The organism is Desulfobacterales bacterium, from assembly GCA_034520365.1.
Taxonomy (GTDB): domain Bacteria; phylum Desulfobacterota; class Desulfobacteria; order Desulfobacterales; family Desulfosalsimonadaceae; genus M55B175.
Genome location: JAXHNP010000007.1, coordinates 710,590 through 730,321 on the forward strand (window position 1 = coordinate 710,590; position 19,732 = coordinate 730,321).

18 protein-coding genes are annotated in these 19,732 nt (G+C 48.0%); 9 read left to right on the forward strand and 9 right to left on the reverse strand.

Annotated features, from left to right (window positions below; genetic code table 11):
- Positions 1-195: 195 nt before the first annotated feature.
- The 3 genes from U5L07_17345 to U5L07_17355 all read right to left on the reverse strand — a co-directional run bounded on the left by U5L07_17345 (position 196) and on the right by U5L07_17355 (position 3,399).
- Complete coding sequence (locus U5L07_17345) at positions 196-2,493, reverse strand: ATP-binding protein (protein MDZ7833513.1); 2,298 nt, start codon at positions 2,491-2,493, stop codon at positions 196-198.
- A gap of 340 nt (positions 2,494-2,833) precedes the next feature.
- Positions 2,834-3,148, reverse strand: coding sequence for a CcdB family protein (locus U5L07_17350; protein ID MDZ7833514.1), 315 nt, complete (start codon positions 3,146-3,148; stop codon positions 2,834-2,836).
- Entirely contained in the window at positions 3,148-3,399 is a 252-nt protein-coding gene (locus tag U5L07_17355) for a type II toxin-antitoxin system CcdA family antitoxin (GenBank protein ID MDZ7833515.1), read from the reverse strand. The genes U5L07_17350 and U5L07_17355 overlap by 1 nt, the downstream gene beginning before the upstream one ends.
- A 335-nt stretch (positions 3,400-3,734) precedes the next feature.
- Here U5L07_17355 and U5L07_17360 point away from each other — a divergent pair, with 335 nt between their 5' ends.
- The 3 genes from U5L07_17360 to U5L07_17370 all read left to right on the forward strand — a co-directional run bounded on the left by U5L07_17360 (position 3,735) and on the right by U5L07_17370 (position 8,078).
- Entirely contained in the window at positions 3,735-4,025 is a 291-nt protein-coding gene (locus tag U5L07_17360; GenBank protein ID MDZ7833516.1) for a nucleotidyltransferase family protein, read from the forward strand.
- Complete coding sequence (locus tag U5L07_17365; protein MDZ7833517.1) at positions 4,018-4,374, forward strand: DUF86 domain-containing protein; 357 nt, start codon at positions 4,018-4,020, stop codon at positions 4,372-4,374. Before U5L07_17360 ends, U5L07_17365 begins: the two co-directional genes overlap by 8 nt.
- Before the next feature lie 425 nt (positions 4,375-4,799).
- Positions 4,800-8,078, forward strand: a complete 3,279-nt coding sequence (locus U5L07_17370) for a PAS domain S-box protein (GenBank protein ID MDZ7833518.1) — start codon at positions 4,800-4,802, stop codon at positions 8,076-8,078.
- 573 nt (positions 8,079-8,651) lie between these two features.
- On the opposite strand, the gene U5L07_17375 is transcribed toward U5L07_17370, so the two are convergent.
- Together U5L07_17375 and U5L07_17380 are read right to left on the reverse strand one after the other, a co-directional pair.
- Positions 8,652-9,170, reverse strand: a complete 519-nt coding sequence (locus tag U5L07_17375) for a lipocalin family protein (protein ID MDZ7833519.1) — start codon at positions 9,168-9,170, stop codon at positions 8,652-8,654.
- Positions 9,171-9,302: 132 nt separating this feature from the next.
- Entirely contained in the window at positions 9,303-9,821 is a 519-nt protein-coding gene (locus tag U5L07_17380) for a hypothetical protein (protein MDZ7833520.1), read from the reverse strand.
- 333 nt (positions 9,822-10,154) lie between these two features.
- Between U5L07_17380 and U5L07_17385 the strand changes: the two genes are divergently transcribed.
- The 3 genes from U5L07_17385 (at position 10,155) to U5L07_17395 (ending at position 12,483) form a co-directional block, all read left to right on the forward strand.
- Positions 10,155-10,604, forward strand: a complete 450-nt coding sequence (locus tag U5L07_17385; GenBank protein ID MDZ7833521.1) for a hypothetical protein — start codon at positions 10,155-10,157, stop codon at positions 10,602-10,604.
- A gap of 106 nt (positions 10,605-10,710) precedes the next feature.
- A complete protein-coding gene (locus U5L07_17390; protein ID MDZ7833522.1) occupies positions 10,711-11,589 on the forward strand; it encodes a DMT family transporter in 879 nt (292 codons plus the stop codon).
- A 192-nt stretch (positions 11,590-11,781) separates the two neighbouring features.
- Positions 11,782-12,483 (forward strand): lysophospholipid acyltransferase family protein, encoded by a 702-nt coding sequence (locus U5L07_17395; GenBank protein MDZ7833523.1) that lies wholly within the window; start codon positions 11,782-11,784, stop codon positions 12,481-12,483.
- Positions 12,484-12,614: 131 nt separating this feature from the next.
- Here the strand turns inward: U5L07_17395 and U5L07_17400 are convergent, their stop codons facing one another.
- The gene (locus U5L07_17400; GenBank protein MDZ7833524.1) at positions 12,615-13,130 is read right to left on the reverse strand and encodes a lipocalin family protein; all 516 of its coding nucleotides are present in this window, start codon (positions 13,128-13,130) and stop codon (positions 12,615-12,617) included.
- 174 nt (positions 13,131-13,304) lie between these two features.
- On the opposite strand from U5L07_17400, the gene U5L07_17405 reads away from it, so the two are divergent.
- Positions 13,305-13,490: a hypothetical protein gene (locus U5L07_17405; protein ID MDZ7833525.1), complete on the forward strand. Its 186-nt coding sequence runs from the start codon at positions 13,305-13,307 to the stop codon at positions 13,488-13,490.
- Positions 13,491-13,857: 367 nt separating this feature from the next.
- On the opposite strand, the gene U5L07_17410 is transcribed toward U5L07_17405, so the two are convergent.
- A complete protein-coding gene (locus tag U5L07_17410; GenBank protein ID MDZ7833526.1) occupies positions 13,858-14,910 on the reverse strand; it encodes a DUF6765 family protein in 1,053 nt (350 codons plus the stop codon).
- A gap of 226 nt (positions 14,911-15,136) precedes the next feature.
- On the opposite strand from U5L07_17410, the gene U5L07_17415 reads away from it, so the two are divergent.
- Positions 15,137-15,607, forward strand: a complete 471-nt coding sequence (locus tag U5L07_17415; GenBank protein MDZ7833527.1) for a (deoxy)nucleoside triphosphate pyrophosphohydrolase — start codon at positions 15,137-15,139, stop codon at positions 15,605-15,607.
- A 403-nt stretch (positions 15,608-16,010) separates the two neighbouring features.
- Entirely contained in the window at positions 16,011-16,607 is a 597-nt protein-coding gene (locus U5L07_17420; GenBank protein MDZ7833528.1) for a DUF3427 domain-containing protein, read from the forward strand.
- Between the two features lie 701 nt (positions 16,608-17,308).
- On the opposite strand, the gene U5L07_17425 is transcribed toward U5L07_17420, so the two are convergent.
- The gene (locus tag U5L07_17425) at positions 17,309-18,790 is read right to left on the reverse strand and encodes a YdiU family protein (protein MDZ7833529.1); all 1,482 of its coding nucleotides are present in this window, start codon (positions 18,788-18,790) and stop codon (positions 17,309-17,311) included.
- Positions 18,791-18,991: 201 nt separating this feature from the next.
- On the reverse strand, positions 18,992-19,663 hold the full coding sequence (locus U5L07_17430; protein MDZ7833530.1) for a YceH family protein: 672 nt from the start codon (positions 19,661-19,663) through the stop codon (positions 18,992-18,994).
- Positions 19,664-19,732 lie beyond the last annotated feature (69 nt).

The following is a 19,732-nucleotide window of genomic DNA, read 5'->3' on the forward strand; positions in this document are numbered from 1 at the left end:
TATCTTTATTTCAATCAAACATAAGCATAAAGATTTTGTTTTAAAGACAATCAATATCGGGAAAATAAAACATTTTAAACACTGATTTGGCGTTGGATTTGTTTTCCGGACCGGCAATTCTGTTATCAATGGCCCATAGAATAAAGAATTCAAGTTTTTGGACAGTTGCCGAAACCGGGGTAATGGATCATTATTTTAGATCTGGGGTGGTAAATTTCTCTTCACAACATCATAGAGATCATCCGGTTTGGTGGGCTTGGCAATATAATCGTTCATGCCCATATTTAGATAACTGCTTCGATCTCCTTCCATGGCATGGCCCGTAAGGGCTATAATGGCAATGTTATGATTCCTTACTTTTGAAGACTTGTCACGGATGATCTCGGTGGCTTCAATGCCATCCATCTCGGGCATCTGGACATCCATCAGCACCAAGTCATAGTCATCGTTTTCAAGAGCCCGGATGGCTTCTTTACCGTTTTCAACAACATGGGCAGTGAAGCCAAAACGTTCAAGAAACCCTTGAACAACATCCTGATTGGCTGGAAAATCTTCAGCAACAAGGATTTTCGGCCGGTGCTTCATCTCTGCTCCGTAAGTTTTATTCGTATCTGCTGAACTTGTTGTTTTCTTTTCTATTATTTCCGCTTCCGCCCCTGTTTTCTTATCGAGGACCAATGTGAATGTAAATACACTGCCTTCTCCCAACTGGCTTGAAACATTGAGATGTCCGCCCATCATCGCGATAAGATTATTAGCAATAGACAGCCCAAGACCGGTTCCCCCGAATTGCCGTGTCGTTGATGCATCCGCCTGGGTAAAGGCATCAAAAAGTGTTTGCACTTTTTCAGCTGAAATCCCGATACCGGTGTCAAGGACACTGAATTTCAACATTATCTGCGGTTCATCAGCCGGAGCTTTATTCTGAACCAAATCCACCTGTATTTGAATTTTGCCGCTATGTGTAAACTTAATGGCATTTCCGATAAGGTTTACCAAAACCTGACGGATCCGGCCCGGATCACCTGAAACATATTGGGGAACGTTCGGATCAATCCGACAAGAATATTCCAGTTCCTTATCGCGGGCCTTTATTTCCATCATGCCGGTTATCTCGTTAAGTAACTGAAACAAATCAAAATCAATATTTTCCAGCTCCATTTTATCTGCTTCAATTTTGGAAAAGTCTAAAATGTCATTGGTAACATTCAAGAGCGACTCCGCGCTTTGCTTAATTGTATCGACATAGTGCTGCTGTTTTTTCGATAATTCCATATCCGCCAAAAGATGGGACATGCCTATCACCGCGTTCATCGGGGTTCTGATTTCATGACTCATATTGGCCAAAAATTGACTTTTGGCAAGGTTTGCTGCTTCGGCCTGCTTTGCCATTTCATTTGCGAAAGCCGTCTCTTTTTCCAGGTTCAGGTTCACTGATTCGACTTTTTCAAGCGTAACTTTGAGTTCTTCTTCCATCCGCTTTTGCCCGGTAATATCGAGAAAGCTCCATACCCGTCCTTCATGCCGCCCCTCTATCATCAATGGCTGGGAATAACTCTCAAACACCCGGCCATCTTTGAATTTCAAAATATCCCGGCTAATCTCCGCTGGTTTATCATGCATCTGCCAGACCTTGGAGAAAAAAGACTCAGGCTTATCAAGCTGGCCCAGAACGAAATCAAAGAATTTTTCGTTGTCTTTTGTCTCAAGGACATCAGCGGGGATGCGCCACAACTTTGCGAATCTATCGTTTGTGGCAATTACTTTGCCGTTGGCGTCAATTGCCAAAATACCTTCGGCTACTGAATTCTGGATCGCTTCCATAAGAGACAGGGATCCGACCAGCTCGGTTTCCACTATTTTACGCCGGTCAACTTCATTTTTAATTTCTTTTAGCCTCTCTTCTATTTCCAAATGCGCTTTTTTTAATGACTTTCTGCTTTCACTCAGCTTTTTCGAGCTCGCAAAACTCAAATAAGCGACAAGCGATGAATAAAGAACAAGGAAGCCAATGCACGCATAAGCCGTTGCAATGCTGGATCGCGGGGTATAATCAAACCCGTTGAATAATCCGGCGGAAAGCAGGCCCATGCCTAAGCAAAACAAGGAATTTCTGAAAAGGCTCAGGCCTCCTGTTGCCAGCTGGTTTATTGTTGTACCAACAAAAAAAACGCTTGACGGCCAGAGCTGAAAAGAGACCAGGTTAATCCATATCCCGCATAAAAATGTTTCAAAATACAAATTCCGATATTCGGCTTTTCTCCCATCTTTGCTGTATTTTGCGGCCAGATACGCAATGTGGGGCCACACAATAACCTGAAGAAATATGGCCGACCAGAGGAGAATACCCGGGTTCTTGTAAAATATGGTGCTTAAAACAATTCCATAAAGGAGAAAGCCTATGATGCGAGGCATATAGTTGAATCGAGCTAAGGGAGGAGCTCCGTATTGTTCTGCTTCTATGTATGTTTGCCCACGGGTTTTTTTCTTCATATTATTCGTAAAAAATAAAAATGAATTCGAAACTGCTTATTATAATAATCAATCTCATGCTTAAATTTTTATATCAAAACCAGGGGATAAACAAGGACAACTTTATAAGAGCAGGCTCAAAAATATATGGGGATGGCGGAGGTTTTAAATACTGTCGCCAATAATCTCGCCCAACAATTTCAAGATTGGCAATGTGGATAATAAAATAGCAAACCGGCCAACCAAATTCTGAAAATTAAAGAAACAAACGGGAGTTGTGGCCATCTCGCTTTAAAACAGATAACGCATTTTGCTTTCCGGGGCGGGTATGGCAGGCGAGATTATCAACCGCTTCAGAACTTCAGAAGCCGGTGAGTAAAAAATCCAGTGCTGCAATTATCTCATCGCGCCGATCTTTAAGGGTGCCCGCCTTTTGCCCTATTGATTGGACCGAAATACCGGCTAACTCGGAGGTAGACATAATAACCGGGGTTTCATTGACCGTGAATTCGGGATTGAGATGCCGGAGAGGTTTTCCCGCAGCCGAGGCATTTATAAGAGGCACAACCACTCGTGTTGCCAGCGTATCGAGCAAGTCGGCCTGAACATCGAGCAAATAAGGAATTTCTTGATTTGTTTCCGGGTTGGGATTTCCATACACATCGAATTGAGCCATCAAAATTTCCTCAAGCCTTCACTGAAAACACCTTTTGTCTGGATGCGATGATTGTAGGCCTCAATTGCATCTCGATTCTCTTTCTTCCATTCATGCTGTTTTGCCTCGGCCAGCATTTCTATAAGATGATTTTCCAGAACATTTGAAAGGTTTATATGGAGCTCTTTTGCCTTCATGAGAAGATCGCTGTTGATGCTGAGATTGGCAGCCTTTTTTGGCGCGTTGGTGTTATAAAAATTAACTGCTTTCATGTGTCCTCCTTGTGCGCAAAAATTATGCGCAGATGTTATCCCTGTAAATGTATTCTGTCAAGATCTTGCGGTGTAAGTGCTGGAGATTTTTGAGTAGGAATGGTTATATTGGAAGGCAGGATTTTTAAAATCCTGGATCGATCAGAATTTCGGCCTTCCGAGCACAGCTCTGGTTCCAATCGATAGTTGCAGAGAAACCCTTATTCATACCCTGACATTTAACTTGTATACCGAATAGCAGATGTTATAATATTATGTAGACTTGAATGGCCATAGCGCGCATAATGATTTCGTTAGTGTGAGGATTTTTAGAACCATCTCTTCAGGGTTGAACAATGGATAGACAGCGCGTCCTTGAACTGCTGAGCCGCAGTAAACCCGAATTGCAGGCCCGATTTGAGGTGACTATGCTGGCATTATTCGGCTCCACTGCCCGTGACAATGCAACCAGTGTCAGTGATGTTGATATACTGGTAGCCTTTGACGGTCCAGCCACCTCCAGGCGCTATTTTGGTGTACAGTTCTACTTGGAGGATCTTCTCGGCTGCCCGGTCGATCTGGTGACCGAAAAGGCCCTGCGAACGGAATTGCGCCCTTATATTGAACGGGAGCGGGTCAATGTCTGATACCAGCAAACGTGAATGGCGTTTTTACCTCGACGATATGATCGGTTTTGCTGAAAAAGTCCTGTCCTACACTGAAGGCCTTGACCAAGCAGGTTTCGAGGTGAGCGGGATGACATATGACGCCACCCTGCGCAACTTGGAGTTAATCGGTGAAGCCGCAACCCACATTCCTGAAGATTTTCGCGCTGCCCATCCTGAGATTCCCTGGCGGATGATGATCGCCACCCGCAACCAGCTCATTCATGGATATCTCGGCATTGATAACGACACCCTCTGGAGCATAATTCAAGACGATGTGCCCGAATTGTTGCCGATACTGAAATCTCTGAAAACTGACTCCACAGCATAGCTTGCCATATTCCTGAGGAGCAAAAATGGCAGGTGGAGTCAGGAATGCAAAAAGAACCCGTCAGCTATCCGATAAAAATGGGGCATACAATATGTGGTATTGCCCTGCGGCGGACCAAAGGCCGGCATTACTGTCTTTTCTGTTTGAGAGTGCTGAGCGGTCCTAAAATTCGCATAGCTGAAGTTTATAGCCGCATGTTGCACTGAACCCCCCAATAAATGTCTCCCCACCATTTCATATTTTACCATTGCAACCAATCGGTACAGTTATTAATATATATAATAATATCCATCAGAAATATGTTTTACTTGCAGGATGTTCAAGCTTACTGGGCGGCCCAAAGGGTTTATAAAGATTCTTACTGGAAAACCATTCAAGCCATACTCCCGATGGATTTATTGACATAACAATCCCTGGAGCCCGTTATGACGGATGAAAAGAAAAACACTCCACGAATGCAATCCAATACGACCTCATTATTCAACCCTGCACAAATCCGCGAACAAGCAGAGCGAAAAGCCAAAGCCATTCAACAACCCGATTTTTCTTCCATGACACCTGAAGAAATTCAACAACAGTTTTATGAATTGCAGGTAAAGCAGATTGAGGCCGAACTGCAAAACGAGCAGTTGCGCGGCAGGTCCGGAGAATCCGAGTATCAAAATGAGATTTTGACGACAGTCACTGAAAATATGCTCGATTTAGTTTCTTTTGCAGACATAGAAGGCAACCTCAAGTTTGTTGGCAAATCCCATGAAATTTTCGGTTATGAGCTGGAATCCCTGACAGCAAAAAACGTAATGGATTTTGTGCATCCCGAAGACCTTCCCCGGGTACTTGAAGCGTACAAAGAGCTTGTTGCATCTGGTGCTCCCCATAGAATTGCGTATAGATGCAGATGCAGGGATGGATCTTACCTTTGGATTGAAACAAGGGGCACTTTTTTAAAGGATGAAAACAATAATCCGCAAGGAATCATACTAAGTTCAAGAGACATTACGGAGCGCAGGATAGCAGAACAGCAATTACGGGAAAGCAAAGAAGCAGCTGTACAAAATGAAAGACATTACCGGCTGTTGTTTGAGCAGTCGCCCCTGGGCGTATTTCATGTTGATGAAAACGGGGTTATCGTTTCATGCAACGACAATTTTGTCAAAATCATTGGTTCTTCCCGAGAGGCTCTGGTCGGCCTGGACATGAAAAAGCTGCCCGACCAAAAACTCGTCAAGGAATTGCGCAAAGCCCTCGCAGGCAGCAATGCCTTTTACGAAGATACTTACCACTCCGTGACGGCAAAAAAATCGACCCCGATAAAAGTTTATTTTTCTCCCTTGATAATTGAGGAGGGAACCATTATCGGCTGCACGGGGATTGTTGAAGATATTACAGAACAAAAACGCTCGGAAGACGCTCTTCGCAGAACCCAGTTCACGGTGGACAAATCTCCCCTCAGCGTCTTTTGGATTTCGCCCGAGGGGAAGTTCACTTATGTCAATGAGACGGCAGCTGAAAAACTCTGCTATTCACGCGAGGCGCTTCTGTCGATGCACGTCTGGGACGTGGACCCGCATTATCCCCAAAAGAGGCGGCAAGAGCAGTGGAACCTGTACCGGGAAGGAAAGGAACTCAGCTTTGAGTCAGAGCACCGGCGGCGGGATGGTACGACGTTTCCTGTTCAGGTCAACAGCTACCATCTTGTTTTCGAAGGCCAGGAGATGGAGATTGCCGAGGTCGAGGATATCACCGAGCGCAAGCATGCCGAGGCGTTGCTACGAGCGAGCGAGGAGAAATACAGGACCATATTGGACAGTATCGAAGATGGCTATTTTGAGGTGGATACAGCCGGAAATTTAACTTTTTTTAATGATTCCGCGTGCCGGATACTCGGCTATTCAAGTGCCGAATTAATGGGGATGAACTTTAGGGAATTAACGGATAAAAATAATACCGAAAAAGTTTTTCAGGCATTTAATCAAGTATTTACTACCGGAGCATCGATAAAGACATTTGACTGGGCGCTTATAAGAAAAGACGGGGAAAAATGCTATGTGGACACCTCTGTTTCTTTAATGAGAGATACCAATGGCAAGGTGATCGGTTTTCGAGGGGTTGCAAGAGACGTCACCGACCGCAAACAGGGAGAAAAAAATTTGTCTTTTTTAAAGAGGCGAAATCAAGCATTGCTGGACCATTCGCCGGTCTGCCATAAAATCGTTGGTCTTGATTTCAACCTTCAGTACATGAGCGCAAGTGGTTTTAAAATGCTTAAAATTGATGATAAGTCAGAATCAGAAGTTTACGGGAAGCCCTATCCGTTTTATTTTTTCCCGGAAGCTTTTCAAAATGAAATGACAGAAAATTTGAGGAAAGTAAAAGATACCGGTGAAACGATTATAATAGAAACTTTGGCTAATGATATCGAAGGAAATGATGTATGGCTTGAATCCGCACTCATACCAGTTTTTAATGACAATGGTAATATTGAATACCTAACGGTCGTATCTGCTGATACTACCTGGCGTAAAGAGGCTGAGAGGAAGAAAAAACGTCTTGAGGCCCAGCTCAACCAGGCCCAGAAGATGGAATCCGTCGGACGTCTGGCGGGTGGCGTGGCCCACGATTTCAATAACAAGCTGACCATTATAAATGGTTATGCCGAAATGGCCATCGACATGATGGACCCGTCAGATCCCCTCCGCGAAACGATCCGGGAAATATATACCGCTGGAAAAAAATCCGCCGACATCGTCCGGCAGCTAATGGCTTTTGCCCGGCAGCAGACCATCAATCCGGTGCAGCTCGATTTAAATGACACCATTTCCGGCATGCTGAAAATGCTGCAACGCTTGATCGGCGAAAATATTGAGCTTGTGTGGCACCCGGGCAACAATCTCTGGCCGGTAAAATTAGACCCCTCCCAGGTTGACCAGACCATGGCCAATCTTGCCGTCAATGCGCGGGATGCAATTGCCGATGTGGGCAAAATTAAAATAGAAACAAACAATGTCGAGGTTGATGACGATTATTGTAACCTTTATCCTTATTTTGTTCCCGGACAATACGTCATGCTTTCCGTAAGCGATGATGGTTCGGGCATGGACAAGGAGACGCTGGCGAATCTGTTTGAACCATTTTTTACCACCAAAGAGATCGGGAAAGGAACCGGCCTCGGCATGGCTATGATATACGGCATTGTCAAACAGCACAACGGCTTTATCAATGTAGACAGCGAACCCGGAAAGGGAACGACTGTTAAAATATACCTGCCCCGTCATGAAACGGAAGAATCCGCTTTGGAGCCCGCAAAAGAACCCACACGGCAATTACCCACAGGAACGGAAACCATCCTGATCGTCGAAGATGAAATACCTGTGCTCCAAATGTCCAGACAGATACTCGAAAGGCTGGGTTACACCGTTCAGACTGCTGGAAATCCATCTGCGGCATTGCAACTATTTGAAGCATACAATGGAACAATCCATTTGCTCATCACCGACGTGATTATGCCGGAGATGAATGGGCGGGATCTGGCCTCGCAAATGGCCATGAGCCGGCCCGGACTCAAAATTTTATACATGTCGGGCTATACGGCTGATGTGATTGCCCATAAAGGGGTGATAGATGAAGGCGTTCAATTCATCCAGAAACCGTTTTCGATGCAGGAATTAGCGGTCAAGGTGCGGAAAGCGATAGGGCCGGGATAGGCATATTGACCTGGTATAGGGTACGAATGCAACATGTTGCCAATAATGTTGATCAATAATTTCAATAGGTGAGTGAAGAATGTAAAAAGCCATACGCAGCATTTCCACAAACACCGGACTCACAATATTTTGTGATTTTTAAAGGCAGAAAAAACTGGTATGAAAAGGTTAAAGCCGGTCAATAACGCTTAGACTTAGAAACGGCCTCAAAAATTAAAGTTTGGACGATCTTGATTTTCAGAATGCAATAAAAGAGAAGCCACTTTATGAGTTTGCTTGCACGGGCAATATTGCTTCGCCAACAGTTAAAATCAAACAATTTGAAACAATGCGACAGATGCTCTCTTGCTTATGATCGGTCCCAGTCACAATGCCCTCACTGCAAGGGATTAAATGACCGGCAGGTTGAGGAGCTTATTGAGAAACAAAAAAGAATTCAGATCGGCACCGTGTTGCATCTTCTTGTTGTTTTTGGCGCATTGGCTCTGTTTTTCGGGATTTTATTATTGATATTTTAACCATGGGGATGAATTGCCGCCCTCAATCATCTTTTAAAATTTGATATTTCTCCGGCTATTCATGCGCCACGAAAATCAGATTGTCCACATCAAAGCCCAGTTCCCTTGACCTTTCAATAAACCGGTCAATCTTTTCCTGATCAATTTCAGGCGTCCGCGCCAGAAGCCATAAATAATTCCGGTTGGGACCAGACACATAGGCATATTGATATTTTTCTTTATCCAGCTCAAAAATTACATAAGAGCCGTAAAACGGGCCAAAAAAAGAAACCTTCAGATACCCCGCATCCGGACTCTGAACAAAGTAGGCGTTGCCTTCCGCCTGCTTCCATTGATTTTTCTTTTCAGAAAAACCTCTGTTGACAACCCTGATCCCCCCATCATCGCGTAAGGCATAATCAGCAGATACCCGGCTCAGGCCCCGTTCAAACGAATGATCCAGCCGGGCAATCTCATACCATTTACCCAGGTAGCGATTGACTTCAAATTCGTCAATGGGCTCTATGCCCTCGGGGATACCGAGGCAGCCGGACATAAAAAATAATGCTGTAAGCAAAAAGATTCGATGCGTCATTATTCTTCCGTTAATTTATCATAGGGCTGTTATTCAGAAGCCCGCCGATCACCGTCGGCGGGTGTTTTTCATCCGGTTGACTGGCTGGTTGTGCATTAACTGCTTATCGGATTAAAATTTTTCCTCAAACGGTTAATCTTCAATTAAGTATGGCCCCACTTGTTCGATATCATAAATAAAATGCAAAAGTTCGTAAGGAACCCGCCATTTGGTGTTTGTGCTTGTAATGATTGTAGCTGTTTTTTGATTTAATCGAATGATTTTTCCGTTCACATCATCATTGACTCTGTCCCGGAAACCAACCAGGTCCCCAACCTTTAATTGGCTTTTGCTAAGCCCTTCTTGCGATTGGTCGGATATATCGGTGTTTACTTCATCAAGATTGACATAATAAAGCGGTATGTTCCATTTTTTCTGGTCATGAATGTTTTGAACCAGCAACCGGGTCCTCATGATTTTTAATACTTTTGCGTCAATAAGCCTGTTTTCTTCTTCATCGAAATAACTGATATTTTGGCCGGGCTTTAATCTTTTTTTTATTTCAGACAAACGCTGAGGGTTTTCAAGCTGCTGATTGATCGCAACTTTCAAACGATATAGATCAAATAATGAAGCCTTGTTCAATTCGTTAAGGATGTTTGAATAGTCCATATAAATTTCCTGTCTATGCTATCGCCCAGGCGCCCAACGCCCGGTATAAAACGCGGCCCCATAATCCGGCCATTCCGCCCCTTTTGGTCTGGTGCACGCAGAGGTTTGCCCCCCACTTATTTATTGAGATGGCAGTTCATGACCTGCAGCATTCTGATCTGAAAAGGCAATCCGCGCCGGAATACGCATATGGTGTGAGCGGATTAGCCGTATCGTAAAGGTTTAAGTACAACTTGACATCTTGATTGAAATTTTGTTAATTATCTGAATTAATTCCATCTAAGCAAGTCGTTATTTTACATCTTTACATTTTAAAATGCGAGGAATTTTATCATGCGCCATACTGCCAGAACCATTGTTGCTATTCTGTTTTGCCTGTTGATTTCCTGCTGCCTTACATCCTGTAACAAAGAAAAGCAGGGATCGCTGGAGATTACGGAGGAGGAATTTTCCCTTGAACAGGACAGTGAAAAGACTTCCATCTCCCTTAACGTAAAAGGAAAAGTCAAAAATACAAGCCCTTATGATATAAAGAACATTGTGATCACGGGGCGATGCAAATCATGTTCAGAAGTTATGGTCGGCGGAGAATGGTTTGTAACGCAGCAAGTTAAAAGAGAAGTGCAGAAAGATAAGATCAGTTACCTGTCAGCCGGCGATGAGGCGTCATACAGCTTTAAAGGGATTGCTTACTTTTTCAAATCTGATCAGGTACAGCAACCTGAAAGCTATCCGGAAGGTTTGGAAGTGTATGTAAAGTCCTTTGAAACCGTCCAGGATTGACAGTCTCGTAAAAAGTCAATAATCTTTGCTCTCCCCCCACAGCCTGCACATCAATGGATTCGGCTGATTTAAAATTCTTGGATGGAAGGACCTTTATACCTGCATCATGGTTTCCTCTACGGCATGCCTGGCAGTCGGTTTCGTCCTGCTCTGGAATTCGGGATTCATCGGTGCGGAATATGGTCTGCCGTTTACCGGGCCGTTTACCCTTCTGTTTTGGCGTTATTGGGCGCTGACATGCATTCTTCTGATTTACCTGGCGCTAAGCGGCCGGCTGCGCTGGCCGGGATTTTACGATGCCGCCATTGCATCACTTGTCGGGTTCCTGGCCCATGGCGTATGGCTGGGTTGCGTGCTCTTCTCGCTGCAACAGGGAGTTCCCGCCGGCATTGTTGCCCTTGTCGTGGCTCTCCAGCCGATGCTCACCGGTGCCTTGTCCGGTCCCGTTGTGGGGGAACATACGCCCCTTAAGCGCTGGTTCGGATTGTTCGTCGGATTCTGCGGGGTGATTATTGCCGTGGGCGCGCGGACCAACCTTAACGATGCGGGATCCGTTTTTGGTTACTTTATTCCGTTCGGGTCCGTGGTCGGGATCACGGCGGCAAGTCTGCTCCAAAGGTACATAGAGGTGCACGGCCGCACCCATCGCCTTCCCGGGGATCTCTCGCTTTTCTACCAGAGTCTGGCGACAGCTTTGGCGGCAACGATCCCCGCGATAGGTCTTGAAAGTTTAGCAACCCGCTGGGAGCCGACCTTCATAAGCGCTATGGTGTGGCTCATTCTCGGCGTCTCCCTGGCAGCCTATGCCTTGATGTGGCTGCTGCTTTCCCGGCTCGATGCAACGCGTGTGGCAAGCCTTTTTTATTTGGGGCCGCCGGTAACCATGATCATGGCATGGGTTGCATTCGGCGATACGCTCCGGTCAACAGACGTTATCGGCCTGATTATAGTGGCAGCGGGCGTGGTAGTGGTGCAGCGGCGGTAATTGTCTGAAGTATCCCGGGATTATCCCCGATTTAAGCTTGTGAAATGAGATAAATATCGATACCAGGGCACCATCAAATTCTTTTGAGCACGAAATGAAAGAATCCGTAAAATTATTTAAAAATATCGATTTGTTTTATAACCGGCGCCGTTCGGATATACAGAAATCAAAAATTCATTTTGGAATCGCCTCATGTCCAATCGAAAGCCGTCCTGGATCACCAAGTTTAAGCTTGAACTCACGGCCTATGCAGTGGTGACGCTCGCCCGGTTGTGGTTCGGTACCGTGCGCGTCGAAATACGCAACAGACCGGTTTATGAAAAATATTTCAAGGATGCGGGCACCGGCAACGTGGTTGCCGGATCGTGGCATCGGCATTCTATCTTTCTGTTTTATTTTTTCCGCACCCTCGGTCCCCGGGGAATCATGATTAGTCGCAGCCGGGATGGGGAGCTAACCGCCCGGATTGCTGAGCATTTGGGTTATACACCGGTAAGGGGATCATCATCCAAGGCAGGTGGGCAGGCACTTGAGGCAATGATTGATTATATGAAGGATTTCAGTGAGAAGCGTTTATGCGGTACGCCGGTTGACGGTCCCCGCGGACCGGCTCGAAAGATGAAAAAAGGCATGGCCGTGCTGGCCAGGGAAACGGGTAGCTGGTTTATTCCCATGACGTGTTCGGGCACCCGGGTGATTACCTTCCCCAGGGCCTGGGACAAGACGATTTTGCCCAAACCATTCAGCAAAATGGTTGTCGATTTCGCCGAGCCCGTTTTTATCCCGAAAGATGCGACGGAAGAGGAATTTTCAGGCATTTGCAAAAAGATTGAAGCAGAGCTGGACCGAATTACGGACAATGTTGACCGCATCTGCGGCTATAACGGGGTTTAAAATCCGGGGACACCATACCTATTTATTTTTTTTCGGTTTTCGTCCTGGCTTTTTGGGCTTCAAAGGCTGTCTTTCTCTTTGGGTACGGCGGCAAGGTGGACGTGGTGTCCCCCGAATTACGAATTAAACGCCTATTCATGGGCCACGAAAATTAGATTGTCCACATCAAAGCCCAGTTCTCTTGACCTTTCAATAAACCGGTCAATCCTTTTCTGATCAATTTCAGGCGTCCGCGCCAGAAGCCATAAATAGTTCCGATTGGGACCAGACACATAAGCATATTGATATTTTTCCTTATCCAGCTCAAAAATTACATAAGAGCCGTAAAATGGGCCAAAAAAAGAAACCTTCAGATACCCCGCATCCGGACTTTGAACAAAATAGGCTTTGCCTTCCGCCTGCTTCCATTGATTTTCCTTCTCAGAAAAGCCTCTGTTGACAACCCTGATCCCCCCATCATCGCGTAACGCATAATCAGCAGATACCCGGCTCAGGCCCCGTTCAAACGAATGATCCAGCCGGGCAATCTCATACCATTTACCCAGGTAGCGATTGACTTCAAACTCGTCAACGGGCTCTATGCCCTCGGGGATACCGAGGCAGCCGGATATAAAAAATAATGCTGTAAGCAGAAAGATTCGATGCATCAGATTTTCCTCTCTGAATAATGCAATTTAGGCAATAATTCCATGGCAGACCTCATGTTTGCTAATGCCTTGCCCCCGGTTTATGTTTTAATATGATAATTCCGTTGCTTATTTTAGCCCGACCCGAAGGCTGCCGTCGAAATCTTATAAAAGACAAAAAAGGAGGATTTCGCAATGAATTTTTTCATCCAAACCCAGGCGCCGGAAAATGCCGGCGGACAACTGAAGAGCGTCTATGACACGTTGTCGTCCATGTTCCAGACAGTTCCAAAGGTGTTTGAGGCCCAGAGCATCAGACCGGACTTGCTGGGGCCGCCCGCTCCTTTACCGTATTCCAGCCGGACCCTTCGCCGGATGTAACCGGTGCCATGCAGTCGCAGCGTCCGGTCGTTCAGGTCTTTTAAGGACACAACCGGCAGCAGGCGCGCGAATCTCCGAGGAATGAGGAGTACTTGGTCGTACGCTGAACGCCTTTGACTTTGGAAAAGGCTACTAAAAAAAGGCAATTTCCCCTAAGTCCCCCTTTGCCAAAACCTACTAAAAAAAGGCAATTTCCATTAAATCCCCCTTTAAAAGGGGGATTTAGGGGGATTTAAGAGGATTTAGGGCGATTTTTTAAAAAGGCGTGCGGCACAGCTCCCGGTTTACAGTGTGAAAAACTCAGTGCCCTAGCGCCTGCAAGATGAAGCGCAACGCAGATATTGGACTTTTTACGAAGCCGTCAAAATTATGCCGCAATAATGCCGCTGCCGGGAAGCAGATTGCTCAGCACATGCGCCCGATGAATCCGGGCCGCCTGGTAGAAGCGGTAAACCGGGAGTTTTTTCATGTCCTTCGGAATTTTGCCGGGCTCCAGATCGTCTATGCTTGCCGACCATTTGGGCCCCTTGTACACGGGCACCCGTGTGCTGCCGCCAAAGAGCCGGTTCTCCCGCATGGCCGCTTTCCATGTGCGGATGCGCTCATCCTTTGTCCCTTCTGCTTCAATAATCCGCTTCACCGTGCCGCGAATTTTGCCCCATTGCCGCGCCGCGCCGCTTTGCCCGTGCCCTGGCACCTTGTCCAGATAGTCGGCAAACATTTCATAAAGGGCCTTGCATCCCTTGAGAAAGTCCTTTGGATTGTCCCGTTCAATCCGGTTTCCATCCACTTCGCGGGTATAGTGCCAGCGCAGGTAGGGCCGGTCCGGATACGTCGCTGCGGCGGCGTGCCCCAGGGGAAATAACTGGCTCAGCCCGAATGAAACGATTTCTTTCCAGAACGCATTGGCTTTATCCTGGATATAATCCAGAATCCCCTCGCTTGAAACCTCAACGTCGATGCTTCCGGTCTCTATGCCGTTATATGCGTGGTTTGCGCCGATAAACCCCTGATGGGCAAAAGTATCCGCGTAAACGTGGGCCGTGATGCCCAAAAGATGCAGCCCATAGGGGGTTTCCGCCGCAACTGACGTATTATGGCGGACCAGCTTTTTGGCAGTCGGGCTGTTCATTCGGCAGGCCAGGCGCCCGGTTGGGCTATCCCCTTCACCGCCCGGCAGAAAGTGAAACGGCAGCCAGACTTTGCGCTGGTCTTCACGATCGGCGTTTTTGAGATTCAACAGCTTGTGCGCGGTCAGTTCGGTCAAGATGCTGCGGCCGTCTTCCGAAAAAACTTCCTTATCCCATATCGCGTCATCCACATACTGGCTGGCAGTGGCAGCCACTTCTGCCGCACCTGTCTTCATACCGGCAGCCCTGGCCATGGCATAAACCCCGAAATAATGCATGTCCTTTTGCATAACACCTCCTGTTTTATTGATGTTTATTTTGCCATAGAAAGGGAGCGGCTGAAAAGTGAATTTGCGTCCTGAAATAGGGATACTCCCCGAAATTTCATTCAAATTCTACCGGAAAGGTTTGCCAGGGACTTTACAAACGCCGAATAATCTGCAAAATTGGATTCACTTTCACAAGCTCCGCCTGCCAAAAACAGTATCCCCAAAGGATTGACAAGGCGCCTGTCATATGCCCGAAAACACATCTGAACACCGCAAAAACAGCAAGGCACCTGATAGCAATGGCCCCATTGACGTCACCTGCGCAATTATTGAGCATAACGGCCAGGTTCTGGCAGCCCAGCGCGGCCCGGCCATGGCCATGCCGTTTAAATGGGAGTTTCCCGGCGGAAAAATCAATCCGGGAGAAACTGCAGAAGACTGTATAATCCGGGAGATCAAGGAGGAACTGGGCATTGAGATCCAAATCAAAACCATGCTGCCGCCCTCAAGCCATGCTTATCCGGATCTTCATATCCGGCTTCATCCCTTTGTTTGCCGGATAACCCGGGGCCGCATTGAACCCGCAGAACACCATGCCGTTCAATGGACCGGCCATGACCGGTTACTGGCCCTGGAATGGGCAGAAGCGGATGTGGCTGTCGTCAAATCCTACCTGAATTATCGCAATCATCCAATTGCGTCGACAGCCAATTCATAGACCGTTCAGGGACACAAATGCCGCCTAATACAAAATAGTCTTCGGTTGGGTTGGGGATAGAACCAGAATCATCTAAATACAAAAGATACATTGTGCCTCCATGGACAACAAAAAAAACCCCAAGTTGGGTTTAATCAACTTGGGGTAAGAAATGTCGTAGCCGGGTGAGGAATGAACCCCAACGAACCGCTTAATGCGGCTCTCCCGACCGAGTAATTGCTGGGTGAGACAAGCTCAACAAACCGCCATATTCGGCCTTCCCAACTATATAAATAATATCGGCACTGCTCAGAGAAAGTCTAGTTTTTAATAAATGTCATTCTCAATTTGAAGCCTTTATATGCATGAAAAATAGATTTTTGTCAAGCTCTCAATGAACAGCACTCAATGAACTTTTCATATTTTGACACGGTTCAAGGGTAATTTTTTCATCACACAAAACCCCACCATCCTTGACGATATGGAGGAAATACTGACATGGGCTGAATCTGAAACACCGGTTGCCGGCATCCGGCCGGATCTGCCTTTTGCCTGCCCACTGGAGCTTCATGCCCAATACGGATTCAAAGACATTTTAGCCGCCCTGGGGCAGGCCTCCCTTGAAACAGCCGGCCAAAGAGGTGTCGGCATCGTTCATCTTCCGGATATAAAAGCCTACGGCGTCATGATCACCTTTCAGAAGACAGAAAAGGAGTTTTCACCCTCCACCATGTACGCTGATTTTCCGATCAGCCGGGAGCTGCTGCATTGGGAGTCCCAGTCAAACACCCGGCAAAATACCAACACTGGCCAAAACCTCATCCATCATACCCAGCGCGGTTACACGATTTTGATCTTTGCCCGCAGCCATAAGCAGCAAAATAACTGCACGGTTCCATTCACCTACCTTGGCCCTGCAGCCTGCCAAAGCTACCAGAGCGAACGCCCCATACGGATGGTCTGGAAATTGGAACACCGGATGCCGGTGGAAATGTTCGAGGAAAACCGGAAGGGCGGATAAAGATGTATGTGATTTGATGTAAGAGAATATTTTAAAATCGCCAGCCGATACCGCTTTTTTGCTTTGAAAAGTTGCTGCAGCCACCTGCGACAGTCTTTTGCAAATTTGAGTAAAAACTCTCTATTGAAATAGAAATCAAATTCATTTGTCTTTGTAAATAATTAAGCAAGGTGTCCCCGAATTGCGGTTGGTCTGCCCTTCGTCTTTTTGCCCCCCTGATAAAGTGTAATGTGACAGCCCCTGCCACGACCTCACCGGGTTCAGTTGGTATCCCCGGCCAGAGAACTGAAATTGGAGATACCGTTAAAGAGGCTCTCCGCTCTATGTGAAGGCTTCACTTCAGTGCTCTTGCACTTCGGGCACGTTGCGGGCTGTTCCTCATCTCCCCTTAAGACAACCTGCTTAAAGGTATGAGCACATTTCTGGCAATGGTATTCAATTGTTGGCATAGATCCTTTTAACCCGTTTTTCCCTTTAAATCAAACTGAATCCCACCGAAAACCGGGGGCCAATCCATTTGAAAATTCATCAGCGGAAAACGATTAATTTTCATGTGATTATTCGTTGTGACGCCTTTAAAAATTCATTTGTCTTTGTCAATAATTAAGCAAGGTGCCCCCGGAATCTGATTTTTACCGAAAGTTTAATACGGGCTTGTTTTGTGACGGCAAATAAAAGGCAGTTTGCCGCCCTCATGCGGTTCATGTGCCGCAATAGGTTTGATAGGGCTGCGCCGACGGCGGTGCCGGCAGGTGATAGCCGGCGGCTTCCGGCGGGTCCTCAAAGGGCTGGGACAGCACCTCCATCAGTTTTTCCATAACCGTGAAATCAGCCCGCTGAACGGCCGCTTCCAGGGCCTCTTCCACCCGGTGGTTTCGGGGAATGACCGCCGGGTTGGCGCTGTACATAAGCCTGCGGGATGCCTCCCACGAACCGGGCTGACGGCTGAGCCGGACCCGCCAGCGTTCATGCCATTCCTTGAAATCCCGGGCCTCGAACATGGCGGTTTCCGGCAGGGGATCGGATGCCAGAGCGCGGAAGGTGTTGGTAAAATCCGCGCCGTGCCGGTTGATCACATCGAGCAGATCCGCCGCGAGGGCGCCGTCATCCGCTTCCGTGGTCATCAGGCCCAGCTTGGCCCTCATGCCCGCCCGCCAGTAGTCGCGAAAGGCCTCCGGAAACCGGGAAAGTTTCTCTTTTGTCATTGCCGCGGCCGCTTCCGGTTCCTCGTCAATGAGCGGCAGCAGCGCCTCGGCAAACCGGGCAAGATTCCACTGGACGATCTGTGGCTGCCTGCCGTAGGCGTATCGGCCGTGGAAATCGATGGAACTGAAGACGGTATTCGGGTCGTAGGCGTCCATGAACGCGCAGGGGCCGTAATCAATGGTTTCACCGCAAAGGGACGTATTGTCGGTATTCATAACGCCATGGATGAAACCGATCAGCATCCATCGGGCGACAAGGGATGCCTGCCGGTCCGAAACCTCGGCAAGCAGTGCGAGATAAGGGTTCGCATACGCAGCCAGATGGGGAAAGTGCCGCTGGATTGTGTAATCAGCCAGCGCGCGGAGGTTGTCAAGGTCGCCCCTGGCCGCGGCATACTCGAAAGTGCCCACGCGAAGGTGACTCAATGCCGTTCGGGTGAGAATCGCCCCCTTCAGGGCGGTTTCCCGGTACACCGGCTCCCCGGTGGTAACAACCGCAAGGCTGCGGGTCGTGGGAACCCCTAAGGCATGGAGGGACTCGCTGATAATATACTCCCGAAGCATGGGCCCCAGTGCCGCGCGGCCGTCCCCCCTTCGTGAAAACGGGGTCATGCCGGACCCTTTGAGCTGGATATCAAAGCGCTCTCCTTCCGGTGTCACCTGCTCGCCGAGCAGTATCGCGCGCCCGTCGCCCAGCATGGTGAAAGAGCCGAACTGATGCCCCGCATAGGCCTGGGCAAGAGGCTCGGCCCCCTTGGGAAGCGTATTTCCGGAGAAGATGGCGGCGCCCTCCTCGCTGTTCAGGACATCGGCATTCAACCCGAGAATCCGTGCCAGCTCGGCGTTAAAAACCACGAGTTTCGGCCCGCGCACAGGCACCGGGTCGAGCCGGGCATAGAAAGCCTCCGGCAGCCGGGCATAGCTGTTGTCGAATCGCCACCCGGCATCCGGGGGTCCTTGTCTGTTGTTAGCCGTCATGGAATCCTCCTGCCTCATAAATAAAAAGACTAAAATCTAAATATTACGACGGGATGTCCGGAGGTCAAGACGGTACCCATGCAATCTGATGGGGTCACCTTGATTATTGATTAATGGAGATATTTAATCACAAGTCAAGGTTTGAACCGGCCGACGACCGCCGGTGCTGGATAGCCGGAGGCGGGGGGAACGGATTGAATCCTACTCAAATTCCGCCTTGAACGCTCGAAATTCCTCGGCCAATTGCCGCAGTTGTTCGGATAGCTCGCTGACCTGCTGCTCCAGTGCTTCTATGCGAGCGTTGTCGCCGTCGGAAACGGCCTGGACGTCGGGGGCGGCCACAGAAGCCTCGGCGGCGGACTCGGTCTCTTCGTCGACTTCGGCGAACAGGTGGGCGTAGCGATTTTCCTTGTGCCCGGGTCGGCGGGGCAATTGGGTAACAAAGGGCCCTTTTTCGTGTTCCATTAACTTTGTCAAGGTATACTCGACTGCCCGCACCCCCTGAAATTCAATCAATCGGGAAGCCCGGGTGCGCAACTCGCCCGGGGTCTGGGGGCCGCGCAGCAGCAGTTCGCAGATCAGGGCCAGCTGCCGCCTGGAAAAATCGGCGAAATCATTGAGGTTTTGTTCGTATTTCGGTGCGCGGCTTCCATGCGTCCGGACCTGCCAGACCAGGCGCTGCTCCCGGAGCGAATTTAGGGCGAGCTCCACTTCCGAAGAATCCAGACTCAAGACCGGGTTCCGGTTGTTTTTCTGGTTGCAGGCATTGACCAGGGCATTCAAGGTCAGCGGATAGTAGTCCGGCGTGGCCATCTGTTTTTCGATCAATGCCCCGAGAATTCGAGATTCAACGGGATTTAACGTTACTTCCATTTATTTTGTCCGTTTTCGGATTTACAATTCCCAACTGAGAATTCACCATTCATTATTGGCTTTTATTTC